The following is a 19,743-nucleotide window of genomic DNA, read 5'->3' as shown; positions in this document are numbered from 1 at the left end:
CACCTCGTCCGGCGTCAGGCCTTGAAGATCAGGTCGAGCATCTGTGCTTTCCAGATCGCGATCGCCCGATCGACGACCGCCGGGTCGGGGTTGCGGATATATTCGACCGTCAGCCCCCGCGTCACCGCACTGTTAAGCAGTTGCAGGCTGCGATGCGCGGCGTCGTCGCGGATACCCGCCGCGTGCAGGATCGAATAGGCCCAGAGCCGCACGCGCCGGTCGAACCGACGCGCACCCGGCCCGACTTCGCGGTCGAGGTCTGGGTCGTTGCGGCGCCCAAGGTGGATTTCCACCACCGCCGCCATCTCGGGCCGGCTGACCATGGGGAAATTGGCGTCGATCAGATTTTCTATCGACTCCCACGGCGTCGTGCCGCGCCGGATCGCCTCGATATAGACGCGCGTCCGATAGGTGGAAAATTCCGCCGCCACAGCCGCCATGACCTTCGCTTTGGTCGGTAACAATTTCGCCGGTACGCCCGCGATCACCCTGCCGATAGGCTTCGGCAACAACGGGCTGCCGGTGAGCGTCCAGTTCGCGACCGGACCCGGGGGCGAGGCGCTGCTGCTGGCGTTCGCCTATCAGCTCGAAGCGGCGACCCGGTGGTGGCGACACACCCCGCCGCTGTGAGTCGGCGACGATCGACGCCGATTGCCGCGAAACGACAAAGGGCCGCCCCCGCGGGGACGGCCCTTCCATTGTCTTGCTGCACGCGGACGGCTTAGCCGGGCATGGCCTCCGCAAAGACGGTCATGCTCGATTCTGCCGCATGCGGCGTGTGACAATGAGACATTCGACCACCTCCTTTCGCTTGTTGACGATGAAAGGAAGATGGGCCGCAATCGCCGACATTTCAAGATGGCTTGTTTTCAGATGCTTCCGCTACGCGAAGCCCGGCGGTCGTCGCCGAACTATTCTCCTAGCAAGGCTGTTTACACGCATCGAATAGGCTGCGCGCGCGCGGGCGATGCGCTATGGCGACGGCATGTTCATCGAGCCGACTCCCCACGCTGGCGGCGCCTGCCCATCGGCGTCCGCATGATTGCCGGACGGGGCTGACGCACGATGGCGGACTATGTCTTCAAACCGCACGAACGACCGACGCTGCCGGGGTCGCCGGCGAACCCCGATCATCCGACTTCGCGCATGGTGCGCCATTTCCTGATCGGCTGCCTGATCGGGATCACCGGCGGGCTGGGCAACGCGCTCGTCACGGTCAATCTCAATTTCGCGCAAGGCACGCTCGGGCTCGACAGCGACGAGGCGGCGTGGCTTACCGCCGCCTATTTCATGACCAACGTCACCGCCAACCTGCTGCTCGTCAAATATCGCCAGCAATTCGGGCTCCAGCCGTTCATTCGCTACACATTGGTCGCCTATGCGGTGACGACGTTGATGCACCTCTTCATCCACGATTTCTGGACCTCGGTCGCCGTGCGGGCGATGAGCGGGATCGCCGCGAGCGGCCTGTCGACGCTCACCATCCTCTATTTCTTCCAGGCGCTTCCGGCACCCAAGCGGCTTGCCGCAGTGATGATCGGCATCTGTATCCCGCAGATCGCAACCCCGCTCGCACGCGTGCTGTCTCCGGGGCTGCTCATCTGGGGCGACTGGCACAATCTCTACTGGTTCGAATTCGGGCTCGCGCTTGCGACACTGGCGGCGGTCTGGGCGCAGCCGCTGCCGCCGAGCGAACGCGAAAAAGTGTTCGAGCCCCTCGACTTCCTGACCTTCGCGCTGTTCGCACCCGGGCTGTGGCTGCTCATCGCAGTCCTGTCGCAGGGACGTATCCAGTGGTGGACCGAACGGCCATGGATCGGCTGGTCGCTCGCCGCCAGCATCGCGCTGATCGCCGCCGCCTTCCTCGTCGAGCATCATCGCCGGAACCCGCTGATCAACACGCGCTGGCTCGGAACGCGCGAGATGCTTCGCCTGATCGCGGTGGCGGCATCGGTGCGCATCTTGCTGTCCGAACAGGCGTTCGGTTCGGTCGGTTTCCTGAGCGCCGTCGGGATGATCAACGACCAGATGGTCACGCTCAACCTGATCGTGGTGTTCGCGTCGATCGCGGGGCTTGCAACTGCGGTTCTGACCTTTCGCCCCGACAAGCTGACGCGTCCGATCCTCGCCGCGGTGATCCTGATCGTCATCGGATCGTTCATGGACGCGAATTCGAACAATCTGACACGGCCCTCCCAATTCTATCTCAGCCAGGCGCTGATCGGCTTCGCCTCGCTGCTTTTTCTTGCGCAGGCGATGGTCATCGGCATTGCGCGGACCTTGCTGGCTGGGGGCAAGAATTTCATCAGCTTCGTCGTGATCTTCAGCATGAGCCAGAGCATCGGCGGTCTCGCGGGCGGAACGCTGCTCGGCACCTTCCAGGTGGTGCGCGAGAAATATCACTCGCACGAATTGGTGCAGGATATCGTCGCGACCGATCCGATCGTCGCCGCGCGCCTCGGCGCGGGCAGCCGGGCGGTGGCCGGCACGGTCGGCGATCCTGTGCTCCGCAATGCCCAAGGCGCCGCGCTGCTCGGCCGGCAAACCACGCGCGAGGCCAATATACTGGCGTATAATGATGTTTTCCTGCTCGTCGGGGTGCTTGCCATCCTGACGGCGATCTGGGGCTTCGTCATAAGCTGGTCGATCCGGCGGCGAGGCGAGCCGTCGCCCGTGCTGATGCTGGTCCAGCGACTTCAGGCGCAGGCACAGGCAAATATGAAACAGGGGCAATGACATGAACGACGAAAAGGCAGATATGCCGCCCGAACAGGACAGCGCGTCCCTGCCGGCCGATCCCGTCCCGGCCGGCGCACCGGCGGACGAGGCAAAGCCTGCCGAGCCCGAACCCGACCCGCAGGTCGATCCCCCGCCCTCGTCGTGGCGACCGCCCGAAAAGAAGAAAACCACCGTCATCGCGATCGTCGCGATCGCACTCGTCGCGATCCTGGCGGTGCTGTTCGCGTGGAAGCTGCCGCCCTTCGCCGGCGGCGCGGAGCGCACGGATAATGCCTATGTTCGCGGCCGCGTGACCGTCATCAGCCCGCAGGTCAGCGGCTATGTCACCAGCGTGCCCGTCCAGGATTTTGCCGAAGTGAAGGCGGGACAGGTCCTCGCGACGATCGACGACCGCATCTATCGCGCGCGCGTCGCGCAGGCCGAAGCCAATGTCGCGGCGCAGGAGGCCTCGCTCGCCAATTCGGCGCAGGCGCAGCGCTCGCGCGAGGTCGCGACGAACAGCCAGGACGCCGGCGTCGCTAATGCGCAGGCGCAGCTCACGCGCGCCGAGGCCGACATGCGCCGCGCCCGCACCCTCGTCGCCGACGGATCGATCTCGACCCGCGAGTTCGACCAGACGCGCGCGGCGCTGCTCGCCGCGCAGGCTGCACTGCAACAGGCGCGCGCGAGCCGCGCCATCGGCACGCAGGACGTCCGCACCGTCGTCGTCGGGCGCGCCGGGCTCGAAGCCTCGGTGGCCGCCGCCAAGGCGCAGCTCCGCCTCGCGCAGATCGATCTCGACAACACGGTCATCAGGGCCCCCGCCGACGGCCAATTGTCCGAAATCGGGGTGCGGCAGGGCGCCTATGTCACCGCCGGTACGCAATTGCTGTCGGTCGTCCCGCACAATGTCTGGGTGATCGCCAATTTCAAGGAAGCGCAGACGGGCAAAATGGCGGTCGGACAGCGCGCACGGTTCAGCGTCGATGCGCTGGGCGGCGCCGAACTGACCGGGCGGATCGAAAACCTGTCCCCGGCGGCGGGATCGGAATTCGCGGTGCTGAAGGCCGACAATGCCACGGGCAATTTCGTCAAAGTCGCGCAGCGGATCGCGGTGCGGATCGCCATCGACCCGAAGCAGCCTCTGGCAAGACGGCTGCGCCCCGGCATGTCGGTGGAGGTCCATGTCGATACGAACAGCGGACCGCGGCGGTGATGCGGCGCAATCCGGCGCTGGCCTCGTTGCTCGCCATCCCCCTCGCCGCCTGCGCCGGTCCGCACGTCGCGACAACCGCCGCGGCGCCCGTCGCGCCGCCGGTTGCGTGGCGCACCGACGCCGGACCGACCGCAGCGCTCGAGCGCGACTGGTGGCGGGCGTTCGGTGACCCCGCGCTCGCGGCGCTGGTCGAACGCGCGCTCGCCAACAACAGCGATATCGGCGTCGCCGCCGCGCGCGTGCGCGAAGCACGCGCCAATATCGCGCTGGCCCGCGCCCAGACGCTTCCGGCGATCGACGCGACGCTCGGCGGCGGGCGGTCGCGATCGGTCAACCCCTTCGGCCAGCCGGTCGAACAGAATTTCGCGCAGCCGCAGGTCCAGGTCGCCTATGAAGTCGACCTGTTCGGCCGACTCGACGACCAGAAGGCGGCCGCGCGCGACCTCTATTTCGCCAGCGAGGCTGCGCATGACGCCGTGCGGCTCTCGGTCGCGGCGGCGGCGGCTGCCAATTATGTCACGCTCCGCGGCCTCGACGCCCGGCTGGAGGTTGCGCGCGCGACCGTGGCGGCACGCGCGGAATCGCTGCGCATTGCGAAGTCGCGCGTCGAATCGGGCTATTCGCCAAGGCTCGAGCTGGAGCAGGCGCAGGCGGAATATGACGCGACGGCACAGATTGTGCCGCAGATCGAACTCGCGATCGCACGCACCGAAGACGCGCTCAGCCTGCTCGTCGGTGATACGCCGCGGGCGATCGGCCGGGGCGATACGCTCGCCGCGCTGACGGTGCCGCCGGTGCCCGACGGCCTCCCGTCCGAACTGCTGCGCCGCCGCCCCGATGTCGCGCAGGCCGAATATCAGCTCGCCGCGACCGATCGAAACCTGGCCGCGGCGCGCAAGCGTTTCCTGCCGCAATTGCGCCTGACGTCCGCGGCGGGCGCGGCCTTTTCGACCCTGCTCGCCGATCCGGTCACCATCTGGTCGGTCGGCGGCAGCATCCTGGCCCCGATCTTCCAGGGCGGGCGCCTGACCGCGCAGGCTGATGCGGCGGGCGCGCAGCGCGATCAGGCTGCCTTCGCCTATCGGCGCACGGCGCTCACCGCGTTCCGCGAGGTCGAGGATGCGCTGGCGGCGGTCCGGCTGAGCGACCGTCAGATCCTGTTCGCGCGGTCGCAGCGTGACGCGCTCGCCGAAGGGTTGCGCCTTGCGACCAACCGCTACCGCGAAGGCTATTCGCCCTATCTCGAACAGCTTGATGCACAGCGCGGTCTGCTCGGCGCCGAACTGTCGCTGATTCAGCTGCGCGCCGATGCGCTCTCGGCGCGCATCCAGCTCTTTCAGGCAATGGGCGGCGGCTGGATCGCTTCGCGATAGTTGCAGTCAGACCAAGGATCGCGCTACCGGCCTTCGACGACAGGGTGAAACGGGAGCGGGCGGGTGTCAGAGGCAGGGGAAACAAACGACAGCATCGCCGCGGCGCAGGCCGGCGCCCTGCTCCCCGCCGTCGCTCTCAACGCGGCAACGGGCTTTGCGGGCGCCGTGCTGGCCGCGACGACGATGTTCGGGACGCCGGCCGAAGCCGTCGCGGATCTGTTCGTCGCCGCCGCGACGCTGCTTATGGGCGTCGGAGTGATCGCGGCCGCGCCGTATCGCGCGCGAAAGCGCCGCCAACCCACGACATGGCTTCGCGGCGCAACCGCGCTGATGCTTCTTTCGGGTCTCGCATGGGGGGCAATGCTGTTCTGGAGTACGCGCGCCGCCACCGATCCCCAATTGCTCGTCGTCACCGCGGTTGCGCTCGCCGCGATGACAATCGGCGCGGTATCGCTTCCTTATGCGCCGGCGCACCTTGCCTTCCACATCCCGGCGTCGGCGATCGCGGCGGCGGGGTTCCTGACCAGCGGGCGCAGCGGCCATTTTCAGGTCGGTATCGTGGCGCTCGTGCTTTGCGGCACGGTGGCGATCGCCGGGCGGTGGTTCGGAAGCGGAATCGCGCGCGCGGCGGAATTGTCGACGGAAAATGAACGGCTTGCCGGGGAACTGCGGGACCAGACGGCGGCATTGGGCCGGACCGACCCGCTGACCGGGCTCGCCAATCGCCGCGCCTTCGACGAGCGGCTCGAACTCTATTGGGCCATGGCGGCCCGGACGGATCGCCCGATCGCGCTCCTGGTCGTCGAAATCGACGATTTCGACGCTTACCGCAAAAATTTCGGCCCCGCAGCCATCGATCTTTGCGTGCAGGCGGTGGCCGACGTGCTCGCAGGCAGCGCACGCGAGGCGACCGATCTTGCGGCGCGGATGGGCGGCAGGACATTCGCGCTGCTCCTGCCCGACACGGGCAAGGACGCGGCGGCGCAGGTCGCCGAACGGATCGCCACGACGGTTGCATCCTTCACCCGCGAGCCCGCCGCCGGCCTGCCTGCCCCGGTGACCGTCGGCATCGGCGTCGCGGCCATGGCGCCGGCTTGCGCCGGGCCGGCTGCCGGGCTGCTCGAGCAGGCGGAACACGCCCTCGACCGGGCAACAATGGCCGTCCGGAACGGGTCACAGCATCGGACTGAGCCGACGGTTCAGAATTGATCGCGCAGCATTTCGCCGATCGAATTGGCGAAATGGCTTTCCATTGCGGCACGCGCCCTGGCCGGATCGCGGGTCGCAATCGCTTCGGCCACCTCGCGGCGCAGGGCCAGCGTCTCTTCGCGCTCGCGTGACGTTCGCCGGATGCCGCTGTCGGCGAGCGTCACGGCATAATAGCCGGGGCTGGCTTTCTCAGTGTCATGGCTGAAACGCTGGCGATAGCCCGATCCGGGCTGTTTCGGGTCGCCGGGATCGAGCTTGACCTCCCGCACCTGCGGCATGACGAGGATGTCGCCAAGATCCGAATGGCCCGCGCCCGAGAAATGGGTGTGGCTGACCCCCTGTATCGTCGGGTCGTTGTAGCTGTATCCGGCGGCATGATCGTAGCATTCGCGGATCTGGCACGTCGCGTCGGTGTCGGGCGATAGCTGGACCATGCCAAAGGGCGCGGTCGCGCCGGGGAAGGTGCGGCCTTCGGGGCCCGTGCCGATCATCGGATCGACGAAGGCGAGCGGGTCGGACGCCGGTTGCTCGGCGAAGAACTGGATTGGCAGGAGGGCGAGCAGCGCGGCGGCGGACAGACGTTTCATCGCGCTCTTGTGCCGCGAAGCGATCAAGCTGCCCAATCGGGAAACGATCGCCCCGACCGCACCTAGGACGCTGTAAAATCCTCGGCTCGCAACGACTTCACCAGCTGGACGAAGGATTTCTTGGCGAGCGTTTTCAGGATCGGCATCTGGGCGACCCAGGGCTTTTGATAGCCGGCGAAGACCGTCATGCCCTCCATCGATCCCGATATGAACAGCGCCAGTATCTCGCGCTGGTCGCTCGGCAGTTCGGGATTGATCTCCGCAATCAGTTCATTGAGCGATACGCGCGCGCGGTCGTAAAGCTCGCTCATCCGGTCATGGATGAAGGGGTCATGGTTCGCCATCGCCCACAGTTCGGGGAAGAAGCGCGTCGTCTTCTTGGTCGTGATATCCTCGAGGATCAGCATGACCATATTCTCGAGCCGCGCCTCGGCACTTGCGCCGGGCTCATGAATGATCTCGTCGAACGATTCCTCGTAGCTGCTGATCACTGCGTTGAGCAGTTCGCGGATCAATTCCTCCTTCGACCGGAAATAATAGTTGAGGTTTCCGACGTTCATTCCCGATTCGGTTGCGATCCGCCGGAGCGTCAATGCCGCCGATCCATGGTTGACGAGCAGCGACAGCGCCGAGCGGAGTATATGCTCGAACCCGTCCTGGCCGCGCGCATAGCCCCCCGGCCGCGGGGTGATTTTCAGGTCGGGCACAATGAAATTCGTCAAGATTCAGCATCCTTCGCGGTCTAGGTAACCGCGTTGGCGACCTTGGACAAGTGCCCTAATTTTGACACTTGACTAAAATTGGACGAACGATCAACATCAGCTCGAATCGGCCGTCAGAGCCGATTGTCAGCACGAACGAGGGAGTGCGGGATGCAGAGCATTCTGAGAGGGGCGGCGTTTGCCGCGTTGATGTGGTCGGTCGGCGCGGCAGGCGCAGCGGGTTATCCGCAGCCCTTGCCCGAAGAGCCGGTTCCGACAGTCACCGAACTGCCCGAACGCTATCCCGCGAGCTGGGTCGTTGTGCACGACCTGCATTTCAACAGCCTGCCCGACGGTCGCGCGGCGCTGGTCGATGTCGGGGCGGACAACCACCATCTGCGCGGCCAAATCCCGGTCGCGCAATTCGGCAACATCCTGCCGTCGACGACGCGCGGCGAAATCTATGTCGGCGAAACCTTCTATTCGCGGCTGACCCGCGGCGAACGCACCGACGTCATCACCATCTGGGACACGAAGACGCTGGCGCCGAAGGGTGAGATCGTCCTGCCCGGCGGCAAGCGCGGGCTGTTCGTCACGCTGCGCAACAGCCTGCAACTCACGAATGACGAGAAATGGGCGCTGGTTTTCAATTTCACCCCCGGCTCCTCGGTCACCGTCGTCGATCTCGATGGACGCAAGATCCTGTCTGACATCGACCTGCCGGGCTGCTCGCTTGTCTATCCGACCGGGCCGCGCGGTTTCACCTCGCTCTGCGCCGACGGCACGATGACGAGCATGACGCTCGACGCGGCGGGCAAGCCGGGGGCCGCCGTGACGAGCGAAGCGTTCAACGATATCGACGACGATCCGCTGTTCATGACCCCCGCAATGGTCGGGCGCACCGGCTGGTTCGTCAGCTTCAAGGGCAATCTGCGCGCCATCGACTTTTCGGGCGCCGCGGCGAAGGATCTCGGCAGCTTCGCTATTCCGGCGCAGGCGGGCGGTGACCCCGAATGGCGCCCCGGCGGCTGGCAGGTCATTTCGGCCGACCGTGCCGGACTGCTTTATGTACTGATGAATCCCAAGGGCGGCGAGGGGTCGCACAAGGATGGCGGCACCGAAGCGTGGGTGATCGACCCGAAAGCAAAAACGGTCGTCCGCCGCATCGCGCTCAAGAATCACAGCATCTCGATCGAGGCGACGCAGCAGGAAACGCCCCTGCTTGTCGCGTCGCGCCCCGACGGATCGCTCGACGTTTATGACGCCGCGACCGGCGCCTTCGTCCGTACCGTCGCGAGCGTTGCGCACGACCCGATGACAATGACGGCGGCCCGCTGATGCCCGCGATCGCATCCGTCCTCGCGCTGTTTCTCGCGCTGGTCCTCGCCATTGCGGCGGCGCACAAGCTCGCCGAACGGGCGCGCCTAGCCGCGGCGACCGCCGGGCTGCTCCGTCTCGATCCCGCCGTCGCCGCGCCGGTGACGATGGCCGCCGCCGCGATCGAGTTGGCTGCTTCGCTTGCCCTGCTCTTTCCGGCGTCGCGCATCGCGGGGGCGCTGCTCGCTGTACTCGTCTGGGCCGGATATGGCGCCGCGCTGCTCGCCGCGCGGCGCCGCGGCGACGGCGGCCTCGATTGCGGCTGCGATTTCGGCAGGCGGCAGACCGGTATCGGCCGCTTCGCCATCGCGCGTGCGCTGGCGCTCGCCCTCGCCGCGCTTGCGCTCATTCCCCTCTCTCCCGCCGGGGGCGGCAGCGTCGATGTGCAATCGGTCTTCGCCGCCCTCGCCTTTGTCGCGCTGCTCTTCGCCGCCGGCGAAATCGCCCATCTTCCCGCCACCAGCCGGAGTGCTGCCCGATGACCGGATTTTTCCTCGCCTCACAAATCTTGCTATGGATCGCCGTCGCCGTTCTGGGGGTGTTCGTCGCCGCGCTCGCGCGGCAGGTCGGGGTCCTGCACGAACGCATCGCACCCGCTGGCGCGCTGACGCTGCATCAAAAGGTCAATGTCGGCGACAAGGCGCCCGAGATGACGCTGCGGACGCTGGAAGGCAAGGAGGTCGCGATCGGCGGTGAGCGCGCGCGCCGCGGCCAACTGATCTTCTTCCTCTCGCCCGACTGCCCGGTGTGCAAGACATTGCTGCCCGTCGTCCGCTCGGCGAGCGAGGCCGAGCGTGGCTGGCTCGACGTCGTGCTCGCCAGCGACGGCGACGCCGCGGCGCATCGCCGGCTCGTGATGGCCGAGGGGCTCGCGCGCTTTGACTATGTCTTGTCCGAAGAGCTCGGCCGATCGCTCGGCGTCTCGAAGCTGCCCTATGCGGTGCTGATCGACGAGGAAGGCCGCATCGCGTCGCTCGGCCTCGTCAACAATCGCGAGCATCTGGAAAGCCTGTTTGAGGCCAAGGAGCGCCGCGTCGCATCGATCCAAGAATATCTCGCGCGCGGCTGAACCCGCACGACGCGACAACAAGGGGACGGATATGTCGGGACTGGACAAATTTTCGGAGAAAGTGACCCGCCGGGTCGCCCGCGCGACATCGAGGCGCAGCCTGCTGACACTGATCGGCGGCGCGCTGACCGGCGCGGCGGTGATCCCGGTGCTGCCGGTGTCGCGCGCGCAGGCCCAAGGACACGGCCATGGCGGCGGCGATCCGATCGCTCCGCAACCGACGGGCAATCCGCAGGATCCCGGCGACCAGACGCAATGCGATTATTGGCGCTATTGCGCAATCGACGGCTTTTTGTGCAGTTGCTGCGGCGGCACCGCGAGCAGTTGCCCGCCGGGAACCGAAATGTCGCCGATCACCTGGATCGGCACCTGCCAGAATCCAGCCGACAACCGCGCCTATATCATCAGCTATAACGACTGCTGCGGCAAATCCTCGTGCGGGCGCTGCCTGTGCAACCGTAACGAGCGTGACCGGCCGATGGTGCGCCCGCAAGCGAACAATGACATCAACTGGTGCCTCGGGACCGAGAGCGCGATCTATAATTGTTCGACCGCAGTGATCCTCGGCGTTGCGTTGGACCAGCAATGATGCGGCGGCTTGCGATCCTTGCCGCAACCGCCGGGCTGACAGCCGCAGGGCATGCCGATGCTCAGGACGGTGCGACGATCTATAAACGCTGCGCCGCGTGCCATCTGGCCAACGGTGCCGGGGTCCCGGGTGCCTTTCCGCCATTGAAGACCGATGTCCGCAAGCTGGCGGCAACCCCCGCCGGGCGCCGTTATCTCGCACTGGTCGTGATCCGCGGCGTATCGGGACCGATCACCGTCGAGGGCAAGGCCTATCGCGGAATGATGCCCGCGCAGGCGGGGCTGAACGACGCACAGGTGGCCGCGGTGCTGAACCATGTGGTGCGCGGCGGATCGGCGAAAGCCTTCACGCCGAAAGAGATTGCGGGATATCGGGCGGGCAGCGCGGCGCTCAACTCGGCCGCTGTGGGACGGTTGCAGCCGAAATGAAATGGCTGGCCGCGTCCGCGCTGATCGTGGCGACCGGAACGGCCGTTGCCACCCCGGCGTGGAGCGGGACCGAGGCCATTCCGGGCGTCGAAAATGCGGCGCGCGCGCGGCAGAACTGGATGTTGTCGTGCCAGGGCTGCCACCGCGCCGACGCGACCGGAACGCCGCAGACGACGCCGACGATGGCGGGTTTCGTCGCGCGCTTCCTGCAAGTGCCGGGCGGGCGCGAATATCTGGTGCAGGTGCCGGGAGTCGCGACGGCGGCGCTATCCGATGCCGACCTGGCCGAAGTGGTGAATTGGTCGCTCGTGCGCTTCGATGCCGCGAACGTCCCGGCCGACTTCAGGCCCTACACCGCTGCCGAGGTCGGGCGGCTGCGGCTGAAGCCGCTGCGCGCGGAGGCGATGACGATGCGCGCGGGCATGGTCGCCCGCATGGCGCAGGACGATAAGGGAAACAAGAACAGGGGAGGATTTTGATGACCAAGGGAATGATGCGGCGTGCCGCCCGTCCGACGCTTGCGCTGCTGCTGGCGGGCGTATCGATGCCGGCACTGGCGCAGGAAAGCGCCGCCGAAGCCGCCGACGCCGAAACGGTCGACGGGACCGACATCGTCGTCACCGCGCAAAAACGATCCGAGCGGCTGCAGGATGTTCCGATCGCGGTCAGCGCGATCGGCGGCGACTCGCTCGAAAGGCAGCGCGTGACGCAAGCCGACGAACTGGCCGGCAAGATCGTCAACCTCCAGCTCACTTCGACGGTCGGCGACAACACCCCGATCTTTGCGCTGCGCGGCGTGTCGATGTCCGACTATAGCCTCAACCAAGCGAGCCCTGTCGCGACTTATTACGACGAAGTCTACAAGGGCAATTTCGCTTTCCTCGGGGTCGCGATGTACGACCTCGAGCGCGTCGAGGTTCTGCGCGGACCGCAGGGGACGCTCTACGGGAAAAACACCACCGGCGGCGCAGTCAATTTGATCAGCCGTACGCCGGTGCTCGGCGACACCGAGGGGTATTTGAACCTCGGCTATGGAAATTATGACCGCTATGAAGCCAATGGCGCCGTGAGCGTGCCGCTCGGCGAGACGCTGGCGGCGCGCGTCGCCTTCACCTTCGCGCGCGCCGATGGCTGGTTCAAGAACCAGCTGCCGGACGAACCCGATCTTGCGAGCGTGCGCGAATATGGCATCCGCGGCAGCCTGCTCTTCGAACCGAGCGCCGGTGCGCGCTTCGTCCTGCGTGCATCGACCAGCTATCAGAACCCGCGTAATTACGGCATCTATGCGCAGCCCGAAACGGTGAACCGGCCGGGGCTGGGCCGCCGCGAGATCGAGGCCAATGTCACAGACCGGCGCCGCGCGCGGACTTAGTCGGTATCGCTGACGGGAACGGTCGATCTGAGCGATACGCTCGCGATCACCAGCGTCACGTCGTGGGACAAGGGGCGGCTGAATTTCTATGAGGACACCGACGGTACGGCGACCGAGTTGCTCGAAATCCCCTATACCGACCGGGCGACGCAATTCGCGCAGGACCTGCGCCTGACAAGCGACTTCGGCGGCCCGTTCAACTTCATCCTCGGCGCCTATTTCAATCGCGAGAAGGTCTATAACGAAACGACCTTCGAAATCGGCAAGGATATCGATGTCGATGGAAATGGCGTGATCGACGTCGATGACTGCGCGGCGGGCCTCCCGCTTGCCTGCCTGTTCCGCAACAGCTTCGACCAGGTCAAGAAGAGCTATGCGCTCTATTCGGACATGAGTTTCGAGGTCAGCGACCGGTTCACGCTGCGCGGCGGCCTTCGCTTCACGCACGACAAGGGCGTACAGAGCAATTTCGAGTCGAATGCCCTCGGCGTCGATGGCGTGCTGGTCGCAAATCTGATCCCGTCGTCGCGGCTGGAATATAGCCAGGAAAATCTGTCGGGAAAGATCGGCGCCGATTACAAGGTCAATCCCGACGTGATGGTTTATGGCCATTACAGTCGCGGCTACCGCGCGCCGAGCTTCAACGCTCAGGCATTCTTCGACCCATCCGAACTGTCGGTCGCGAAAGCGGAAAAGATCGACGCGTTCGAGCTGGGACTAAAGAGCCAGTTCGCCGACCGCCGCGTCACGCTCAACATGGCGGCGTTCCGCTATACCTACAGCAACCAGCAATTCATCAACGTCGATCCCGCGAGCGCGGCGCAGACCTTGCTGAATATCCCCCGTTCGCGCATCCTGGGCGGCGAGGCCGAACTGACCGTGCGTGCGACCGACATGGTCACGCTGCGCGGCGGCATCGGCCTGCTCGATACCAAGATCAAGCGCGGGACCGTCAGCGGTGTCGATGTCGGCGGAAACCGTCTGTCGAACGCGCCGAAGCTGACCTTTACAGGCGGGTTCGATGCAACGGTGATGGATGGTTCGAGCGGCAAGCTGAGCGTCCACGGCGACCTCAACTATGCGTCGAACCAATATTTCGAAGTGCTCAACATCGCGCGGCTGCGGCAGGACAGCTATGTTCTCCTCGCCGGGCATATCGACTGGGAATCGGCCGACGGCCGCTGGAACGCGTCGGTCTGGGGCAAGAATCTCACCAACAAATTCTACTTCACCTCGCGCGTCGACCTGCTCGCGGGCTTCGGTTTCGACTATAACCATGTCGGAACTCCGCGAACCTACGGCGTGACCGTGGGCATGAAATTCTGAACGGAGAGCGGCATGTCTGACTATAAGATGCTGATCGGCGGCAAACTGGTCGAGGGCGATCACAGCATGGACGTCGTCAACCCGGCGACCGAAGAGATATTCGTGACCGTCGCGCGCGCGTCCGAGCGGCAGGCGGACGAGGCAATCGAAGCCGCGTCGACCGCCTTTCCCGGCTGGGCCGAGGTGCCCCTGGCCGAGCGGCAGGCGAAAGTCGCCGCGCTGGCGGATGCGATCGCCGCCAACGCCGACAGGCTGGCACGCGCGTTGACGCAGGAACAGGGCAAGCCGCTCGCCGAGGCGCAGGGCGAGATCGCGTGGGCCGAAGGTTATCTGCGCCACTATGCGACGCTCGAAATCGCCGAGCGGGTGATCCAGGACGACGCGAGCGGGCTGATCCAGGTTCGCCGCAAGCCGCTCGGTGTGGTCGCGGGGATCATCGCGTGGAATTTCCCGCTGCTCGTCGCCTGCTGGAAGATCGGACCGGCAGTGATCGCGGGCAACACGGTCGTGCTGAAACCCGCGCCGACGACACCGGTCTGCGCGCTGATGCTCGGTGAATTCTGCCAGAATATTTTTCCGGCGGGTGTCGTAAATATCATCATCGACGCCAATGATCTGGGCGGTTACCTGACCGCCGATCCGCGCATTGCCAAGGTCGGCTTCACCGGGTCGACCGCAACGGGCAAGAAGATCATGGCGAGCGCCGCGGACGGGCTTAAACGCCTGACACTGGAACTCGGTGGCAACGATCCGGGCATCGTGCTCGACGACGTCGATGTGCGCGAGGTAGCGCAGGGCATCTTCAACGCGGCCTTCCTCAACTGCGGGCAGGTTTGCCTCGCGATCAAGCGCGCCTATGTCCACGACAGCATCTATGACGCGATGTGCGACGAACTGGCACGGCTCGCCGAAGCCGCGGTCGTCGACGACGGACTGGCGCAAGGCGCGCAGATCGGTCCGATCCAGAACAAGGCGCAATTCGAAAAGGTAAAGGCTTTCCTTGAAAGCGCGCGCCGCGACGGGACGATCGTCGCGGGCGGCGAGATCATCGACCGCGCCGGCTATTTCCTGCGCCCGACGATCGTGCGCGACGTGACCGACGGGCACGAAATCGTCGACGAGGAACAGTTCGGCCCGATTCTGCCGGTGATCCGTTTTTCGGACGTCGACGATGTCGTCGCGCGCGCCAATGCGTCGCCTTACGGCCTCGGCGCATCGATATGGTCGCGCGACGTCGATCGCGCGGTGTCGGTCGCGAACCGCATCGAAAGCGGGTCGGTGTGGGTGAACCAGCATGTCGCGATCGGACCACACATCCCGATGGCCGGGGTCAAATCTTCCGGCCTCGGCGTCGAGCAGTCCGAAGAAGGGCTCGCCGAATATACGCAATTGTCGGTGATCAACGTGGCGCGCGGCGGATGAGCGAAGACTTCGACTGGAATCCGCCGACGCACTATAATTTCGCGCGCGACGCGATCGACCGACTGGCGAAGGAACGACCGGCCGACCGCGCGATGCTCTGGACCGACGGCGCCGGGACGCCAGTCGACCGAAGTTTCGCCGAACTGTCGGAGCATAGCGCGCGCGCCGCCTTCGTTCTACACGCCGCCGGGGTGAGGCGCGGCGACACCGTGCTGATCCTGATGTCGCGCGAAATCGAATGGTGGGAGTTGATGCTTGCCTGCTTGCGCCTCGGCGCGATCGCCTCGCCCGGCACGGTCCAGCTGACGCCGAAAGATATCGCCTATCGCTGCGCCGCGGCGGACGCCCGCTGCATCGTCGCCGGGATCGATGTCGCGCCGCGCGTCGACGAAACGCCGATCGACGCGGCAATCCCGCTGATCCACGTCGGCGGCGCGCGCGCCGGGTGGATGGACTATTGCGCGGCGAAGGCGGTCGCAAAGCCGCTCGCCGAGATTGCCGACACCGCGTTCGACGATCCCGCGCTCTGCTATTTCACCAGCGGTACGACAGGACAGCCCAAGATGACGATCCACGGCGCGGGATATCCGCTCGCGCACGAGATTACAGGCCGTTTCTGGCTCGATCTTGGCCCCGGCGACCTGCACTGGAATATGTCCGACACCGGCTGGGCAAAAGCAGCATGGAGCAGTCTGTTCGCACCTTGGCTGATGGGCGCCGCGATCTTTGTTCACCACGCTCCGGGATTCGACCCCGCCGTCGCGATGGATCTGCTCGAACGTCATCCCGTGACGACGCTCTGCGCGCCCCCCACCGCCTACCGCATGTTCGTGCGCAGCGACCTGGACGGGCGGACCTTCGGGCAATTGCGGCACTGCGTCAGCGCGGGCGAGCCGCTTAATCCCGAGGTGATCGATCTCTGGAAGCAGGCGACCGGGCTCGAAATCCACGATGGCTACGGCCAGACCGAAACGGTGCTGCTTTGCTGCAACCGTGCGGGCGCCGCGCGGCAGGGGGCGATGGGGCGACCGACACCAGGCATCGACCTGGCGGTGATCGGCCATGACGGCGCAATCTTGTCACCGAACGAGGAAGGCGACATTGCGCTGCGCGTCAGCGAGGGGCGCCCGCCGGGGCTCTTCCTTGGCTATCGCGGCGACCCCGATCGGACCGCTAGCGTGTTCCGCCATGGCTGGTACCTAACCGGCGACCGTGCGACAGTCGATGAGGACGGCTTTTTCTGGTTCGTCGGGCGCGCCGACGACGTCATCCTGTCGTCGGGTTATCGCATCGGGCCCTTCGAGGTCGAAAGCGTGCTGTTCGAACATGAAGCGGTCGCCGAAAGCGCCGTCGTCGCGAGCCCGGACCCCACGCGCGGCGAGGTGGTCAAGGCGTTCATCGTTCTCGCGGCGGGGCATCAGGCGTCCGAAGAACTGGCGAAGGCACTGCAGGAGCATGTCAAGCGAACGACCGCGCCATACAAATATCCGCGCCGGATTGAATTCGTGGCAAGCCTGCCCAAGACCGTCAGCGGCAAGATCCGGCGCAAGGAATTGCGCGACAATGAATTCAGGAATGGATTGGCATGACCGACAGCATCGTTCGCGGGGACACGGGCGCTACGTTGATCGAAACCACGATCGGCGACTGTTTCGACCGGACCGTCGCGCGCCACCCCGATGGCGAGGCGCTGGTGGTGCGCCACCAGTCGGTTCGCTGGAGCTGGCGCGAGCTCAAGGCGCGCGTCGATGCGGTCGCGGCGGGACTGCTCGAACGCGGACTGAAACCCGGCGACCGGGTCGGCATCTGGGCGCCCAATTGCGCCGAATGGGCCGTCGTCCAGTTCGCCACGGCCAAGGCGGGGCTGATCCTCGTCAACATCAACCCCGCATATCGCGTCGCCGAACTCGACTATGCGCTGAACAAGGTGGGATGCGCGGCGCTGATCCTCGCGCCGTCGCACAAGGGCAGCGATTATGTCGCAATGCTCGGGGAACTCGCGCCGGAACTGCCGACATCGACCCCGGGAATGCTGCGCGCGGCGCGCCTACCCGACCTTCGCCATATCATCGTGCTGGACGACAAGGATCATGCCGGTTGCTTGCCGTTCGACGCGCTCGCCAGCGCCGACACGGGCCTACTTGCGGATATTCGCATCGATCCCGCCATGCCGGTCAACATCCAGTTCACCAGCGGCACCACCGGCTTTCCCAAAGGCGCGACGCTGTCGCATCGCAACATCCTCAACAACGGCGCGTTCGTGGGCGCACGCATCGGGCTTGCCGCGGCGGATCGGCTGTGCATTCCCGTGCCGCTTTACCATTGTTTCGGCATGGTGATGGGCAACCTGGCCTGTGCGGTACATGGCGCGACGATGATCTATCCGGCCGAGGCCTTCGATCCGCACGCCGTTCTCGAAACCGTCGAGGCCGAACGTTGCACCGCGCTTTACGGTGTACCGACGATGTTCATCGCCGCGCTCGCGCATCCCGATTTCGACCGGTTCGACCTTTCTTCGCTGCGCACCGGGATCATGGCGGGATCGCCCTGCCCAATGACGGTAATGCGCGAGGTGATAGACCGGATGCACATGGACCAGGTCACGATCGCCTATGGCATGACCGAAACAAGCCCGGTCAGTTTCCAGAGCGATACCGACGATCCGCTCGACCTGCGCGTATCGACGGTCGGCCGTATCCAGCCGCATCTCGAGGTCAAGCTGATCGATCTGGCGGGCGACGTCGTACCTCGCGGCCAGACGGGCGAGCTTTGCACGCGCGGCTATTCGGTCATGCTCGGCTATTGGAACGATGCGGATCGCACGGCGGAGGCGATCGATGCCGAGGGCTGGATGCACACCGGCGATCTCGCGACGATCGACGCGGCGGGATATTGCCGGATCGTCGGCCGCATCAAGGACATGGTGATCCGCGGCGGCGAGAATATCTATCCGCGCGAGATCGAGGAATATCTGATGACGCACGACGATATCATCGATGCGCAATGCGTCGGCGTGCCCGACGAGAAATATGGCGAGGAGCTGTGCGCGTGGATCATCCTGCGCGCGGGCTCGGCCCTGACCGCCGACGAGGTGCGCGATTTTTGCCGGGGCCGCATCGCGCATTACAAGATCCCGCGCCACATCCGGTTCGTCGAGGGTTTTCCGATGACGGTGACCGGCAAAGTGCAGAAGTTCGCGATGCGCGAACAGACGCTCCAGTTGCTGAACGAGGCGAAACGGTCGGCGACGACGAGGACCTGAGCGCCTGGCGGGAGGTCCTCACCGCGGCTCGGGCGCCGACATATACAAGCCGTCGGTAGCCGGGTCGATCGACAGCACAGGCGAACTTGCGCAAGGAAAGGCGGCATTCATCGCCATTAGGAACAGATGGTGCGTCGAAATATGCCGGATCGTCGGATTATCACGCAGGAATGTGTGGAACCGGTCGCGATGCTGTTCATAGGAGGCGCCCGGCGGCAGGCAATATATCGCCTCTTCGGGGGTCTTGCCCATGTTCATGACCGGCGCGTCGGCGATACCCATGAAATATCCGATGCACGCGCTATAATCCTTCGGGCCTACAACGCATTGATTATAATAGGAATCGCCCCTCGCCAGGCTCTCGCGCATTTGGAAGGCGGCGCCCGGGGCTGGCGCCATTCCCGCGACCAGGGCCAACGCAAACAGTCGTTTCAATTGCCTCTCCGATCGTCTGGAATCGGGGCCTTATAGTCGATGCAGCCCGAAGAGCGCCAATAGGATTTGGGCAACAACGCATCCGGTCGCTTTTCACCAGCGCCGCTGTCCGGATCGCGCTTGCAAATCCAATTTGGAAACTGCGGTAAGGGGTGAACAGCGACCGTCGACTCTCAAAGGTCCAATACGGCGCCGCCCGGTGGCATCTTTTCTATTACATAGAACATAGACAAAAAATGTTATCCGACTGGTTCGCACATAATCTGGAGGATTTCACGAGGAAGATCTTCCAGATCTGGATCCTGCCGACCCGCGACGGCGAAGCGCCGCAGTGGAGCGCGAAACCCTTCCCCAAGGGCGAGCGGTAGGGTAGGCTCGTGACGCTCGCGTCGGGTTATGACAATGACAATGAAGCGCTGCCGATCCGTACCGACGCGCGCGTCGTCGGCGCGACGCTTCGCGCCGGCGAGAAGGCAGAATATCAGCTGGGCAAGGACCGCAAGGCCTATCTCGTCCCGGCGAAGGGTGCGGTGCAGACCGATGACGTCCGCGTGAACGCCCGCGACGGCGCCGCGATCCGCGACATCGACGTGCTGCGCGTGACGGCGATCGAGGACAGCGAAATCGTCCCCGTCGACGCGACCTGACCATGACCGGAG

Annotated in this window: 19 protein-coding genes and 2 pseudogenes; 17 read left to right on the top strand and 4 right to left on the bottom strand. The window is 65.4% G+C overall.

Going from position 1 to position 19,743, the window contains the following annotated elements; all coding sequences use genetic code 11:
• Positions 1-14: 14 nt before the first annotated feature.
• Positions 15-440 carry a hypothetical protein gene (locus ATE71_RS07855; RefSeq protein WP_058802915.1) on the bottom strand — a complete coding sequence of 142 codons (426 nt, stop codon included), beginning with the start codon at positions 438-440 and terminating at the stop codon, positions 15-17.
• Here ATE71_RS07855 and ATE71_RS07850 point away from each other — a divergent pair.
• The 5 genes from ATE71_RS07850 (at position 439) to ATE71_RS07830 (ending at position 6,516) form a co-directional block, all read left to right on the top strand.
• On the top strand, positions 439-630 hold the full coding sequence (locus ATE71_RS07850) for an amidase family protein (RefSeq protein WP_058802914.1): 192 nt from the start codon (positions 439-441) through the stop codon (positions 628-630). The two genes, ATE71_RS07855 and ATE71_RS07850, sit on opposite strands and share 2 nt — an antisense overlap.
• Positions 631-1,065: 435 nt before the next feature.
• Positions 1,066-2,736 (top strand): MFS transporter, encoded by a 1,671-nt coding sequence (locus tag ATE71_RS07845; RefSeq protein WP_058802913.1) that lies wholly within the window; start codon positions 1,066-1,068, stop codon positions 2,734-2,736.
• A 22-nt stretch (positions 2,737-2,758) separates the two neighbouring features.
• On the top strand, positions 2,759-3,934 hold the full coding sequence (locus ATE71_RS07840; RefSeq protein WP_152998694.1) for an HlyD family secretion protein: 1,176 nt from the start codon (positions 2,759-2,761) through the stop codon (positions 3,932-3,934).
• Positions 3,934-5,307: an efflux transporter outer membrane subunit gene (locus ATE71_RS07835; RefSeq protein ID WP_058802911.1), complete on the top strand. Its 1,374-nt coding sequence runs from the start codon at positions 3,934-3,936 to the stop codon at positions 5,305-5,307. Before ATE71_RS07840 ends, ATE71_RS07835 begins: the two co-directional genes overlap by 1 nt.
• A gap of 63 nt (positions 5,308-5,370) precedes the next feature.
• Positions 5,371-6,516, top strand: a complete 1,146-nt coding sequence (locus ATE71_RS07830) for a GGDEF domain-containing protein (protein WP_058802910.1) — start codon at positions 5,371-5,373, stop codon at positions 6,514-6,516.
• A 137-nt stretch (positions 6,517-6,653) separates the two neighbouring features.
• On the opposite strand, the pseudogene ATE71_RS07825 reads toward ATE71_RS07830, so the two are convergent.
• Positions 6,654-7,103: pseudogene (locus tag ATE71_RS07825) on the bottom strand (glycoside hydrolase family 92 protein); the annotation flags it as partial.
• A 62-nt stretch (positions 7,104-7,165) separates the two neighbouring features.
• Positions 7,166-7,825, bottom strand: a complete 660-nt coding sequence (locus ATE71_RS07820) for a TetR/AcrR family transcriptional regulator (protein ID WP_235587956.1) — start codon at positions 7,823-7,825, stop codon at positions 7,166-7,168.
• Between the two features lie 150 nt (positions 7,826-7,975).
• Between ATE71_RS07820 and ATE71_RS07815 the strand changes: the two genes are divergently transcribed.
• From ATE71_RS07815 to ATE71_RS07770, 11 genes are read left to right on the top strand one after another with little or no spacing between them, the layout of a single operon-like run.
• A complete protein-coding gene (locus ATE71_RS07815) occupies positions 7,976-9,142 on the top strand; it encodes an amine dehydrogenase large subunit (protein ID WP_058802907.1) in 1,167 nt (388 codons plus the stop codon).
• The gene (locus tag ATE71_RS07810) at positions 9,142-9,663 is read left to right on the top strand and encodes a MauE/DoxX family redox-associated membrane protein (protein ID WP_058802906.1); all 522 of its coding nucleotides are present in this window, start codon (positions 9,142-9,144) and stop codon (positions 9,661-9,663) included. The genes ATE71_RS07815 and ATE71_RS07810 overlap by 1 nt, the downstream gene beginning before the upstream one ends.
• Positions 9,660-10,250 (top strand): redoxin family protein, encoded by a 591-nt coding sequence (locus tag ATE71_RS07805; RefSeq protein WP_058802905.1) that lies wholly within the window; start codon positions 9,660-9,662, stop codon positions 10,248-10,250. Before ATE71_RS07810 ends, ATE71_RS07805 begins: the two co-directional genes overlap by 4 nt.
• A gap of 31 nt (positions 10,251-10,281) precedes the next feature.
• Entirely contained in the window at positions 10,282-10,839 is a 558-nt protein-coding gene (locus tag ATE71_RS07800) for a methylamine dehydrogenase light chain (protein ID WP_058802904.1), read from the top strand.
• Positions 10,836-11,267 (top strand): c-type cytochrome, encoded by a 432-nt coding sequence (locus ATE71_RS07795; RefSeq protein WP_058802903.1) that lies wholly within the window; start codon positions 10,836-10,838, stop codon positions 11,265-11,267. Before ATE71_RS07800 ends, ATE71_RS07795 begins: the two co-directional genes overlap by 4 nt.
• Positions 11,264-11,746 carry a c-type cytochrome gene (locus ATE71_RS07790; RefSeq protein ID WP_058802902.1) on the top strand — a complete coding sequence of 161 codons (483 nt, stop codon included), beginning with the start codon at positions 11,264-11,266 and terminating at the stop codon, positions 11,744-11,746. Before ATE71_RS07795 ends, ATE71_RS07790 begins: the two co-directional genes overlap by 4 nt.
• On the top strand, positions 11,746-12,639 hold the full coding sequence (locus ATE71_RS22865) for a TonB-dependent receptor (protein WP_235587955.1): 894 nt from the start codon (positions 11,746-11,748) through the stop codon (positions 12,637-12,639). The genes ATE71_RS07790 and ATE71_RS22865 overlap by 1 nt, the downstream gene beginning before the upstream one ends.
• Before the next feature lie 9 nt (positions 12,640-12,648).
• The gene (locus ATE71_RS22860) at positions 12,649-13,965 is read left to right on the top strand and encodes a TonB-dependent receptor (RefSeq protein ID WP_321164270.1); all 1,317 of its coding nucleotides are present in this window, start codon (positions 12,649-12,651) and stop codon (positions 13,963-13,965) included.
• 12 nt (positions 13,966-13,977) lie between these two features.
• Positions 13,978-15,387, top strand: a complete 1,410-nt coding sequence (locus ATE71_RS07780) for an aldehyde dehydrogenase family protein (protein WP_058802901.1) — start codon at positions 13,978-13,980, stop codon at positions 15,385-15,387.
• Positions 15,384-16,976 (top strand): AMP-binding protein, encoded by a 1,593-nt coding sequence (locus tag ATE71_RS07775; RefSeq protein WP_058802900.1) that lies wholly within the window; start codon positions 15,384-15,386, stop codon positions 16,974-16,976. The genes ATE71_RS07780 and ATE71_RS07775 overlap by 4 nt, the downstream gene beginning before the upstream one ends.
• On the top strand, positions 16,973-18,649 hold the full coding sequence (locus ATE71_RS07770; RefSeq protein ID WP_058802899.1) for an AMP-binding protein: 1,677 nt from the start codon (positions 16,973-16,975) through the stop codon (positions 18,647-18,649). The genes ATE71_RS07775 and ATE71_RS07770 overlap by 4 nt, the downstream gene beginning before the upstream one ends.
• 18 nt (positions 18,650-18,667) lie before the next feature.
• Here ATE71_RS07770 and ATE71_RS07765 read toward each other — a convergent pair whose 3' ends face one another.
• The gene (locus ATE71_RS07765; protein WP_058802898.1) at positions 18,668-19,048 is read right to left on the bottom strand and encodes a Rap1a/Tai family immunity protein; all 381 of its coding nucleotides are present in this window, start codon (positions 19,046-19,048) and stop codon (positions 18,668-18,670) included.
• A gap of 293 nt (positions 19,049-19,341) precedes the next feature.
• Between ATE71_RS07765 and ATE71_RS07760 the strand changes: the two are divergent.
• A pseudogene (locus ATE71_RS07760) lies at positions 19,342-19,731 on the top strand (hypothetical protein); the annotation flags it as partial.
• Positions 19,732-19,743 lie beyond the last annotated feature (12 nt).

This window comes from Sphingopyxis sp. H115 (assembly GCF_001468465.1).
In the GTDB taxonomy this organism is placed as follows: Bacteria; Pseudomonadota; Alphaproteobacteria; order Sphingomonadales; family Sphingomonadaceae; genus Sphingopyxis.
Note: the sequence above shows the minus strand (reverse complement) of the source record. Positions and strands in the feature narration are given on the sequence as shown.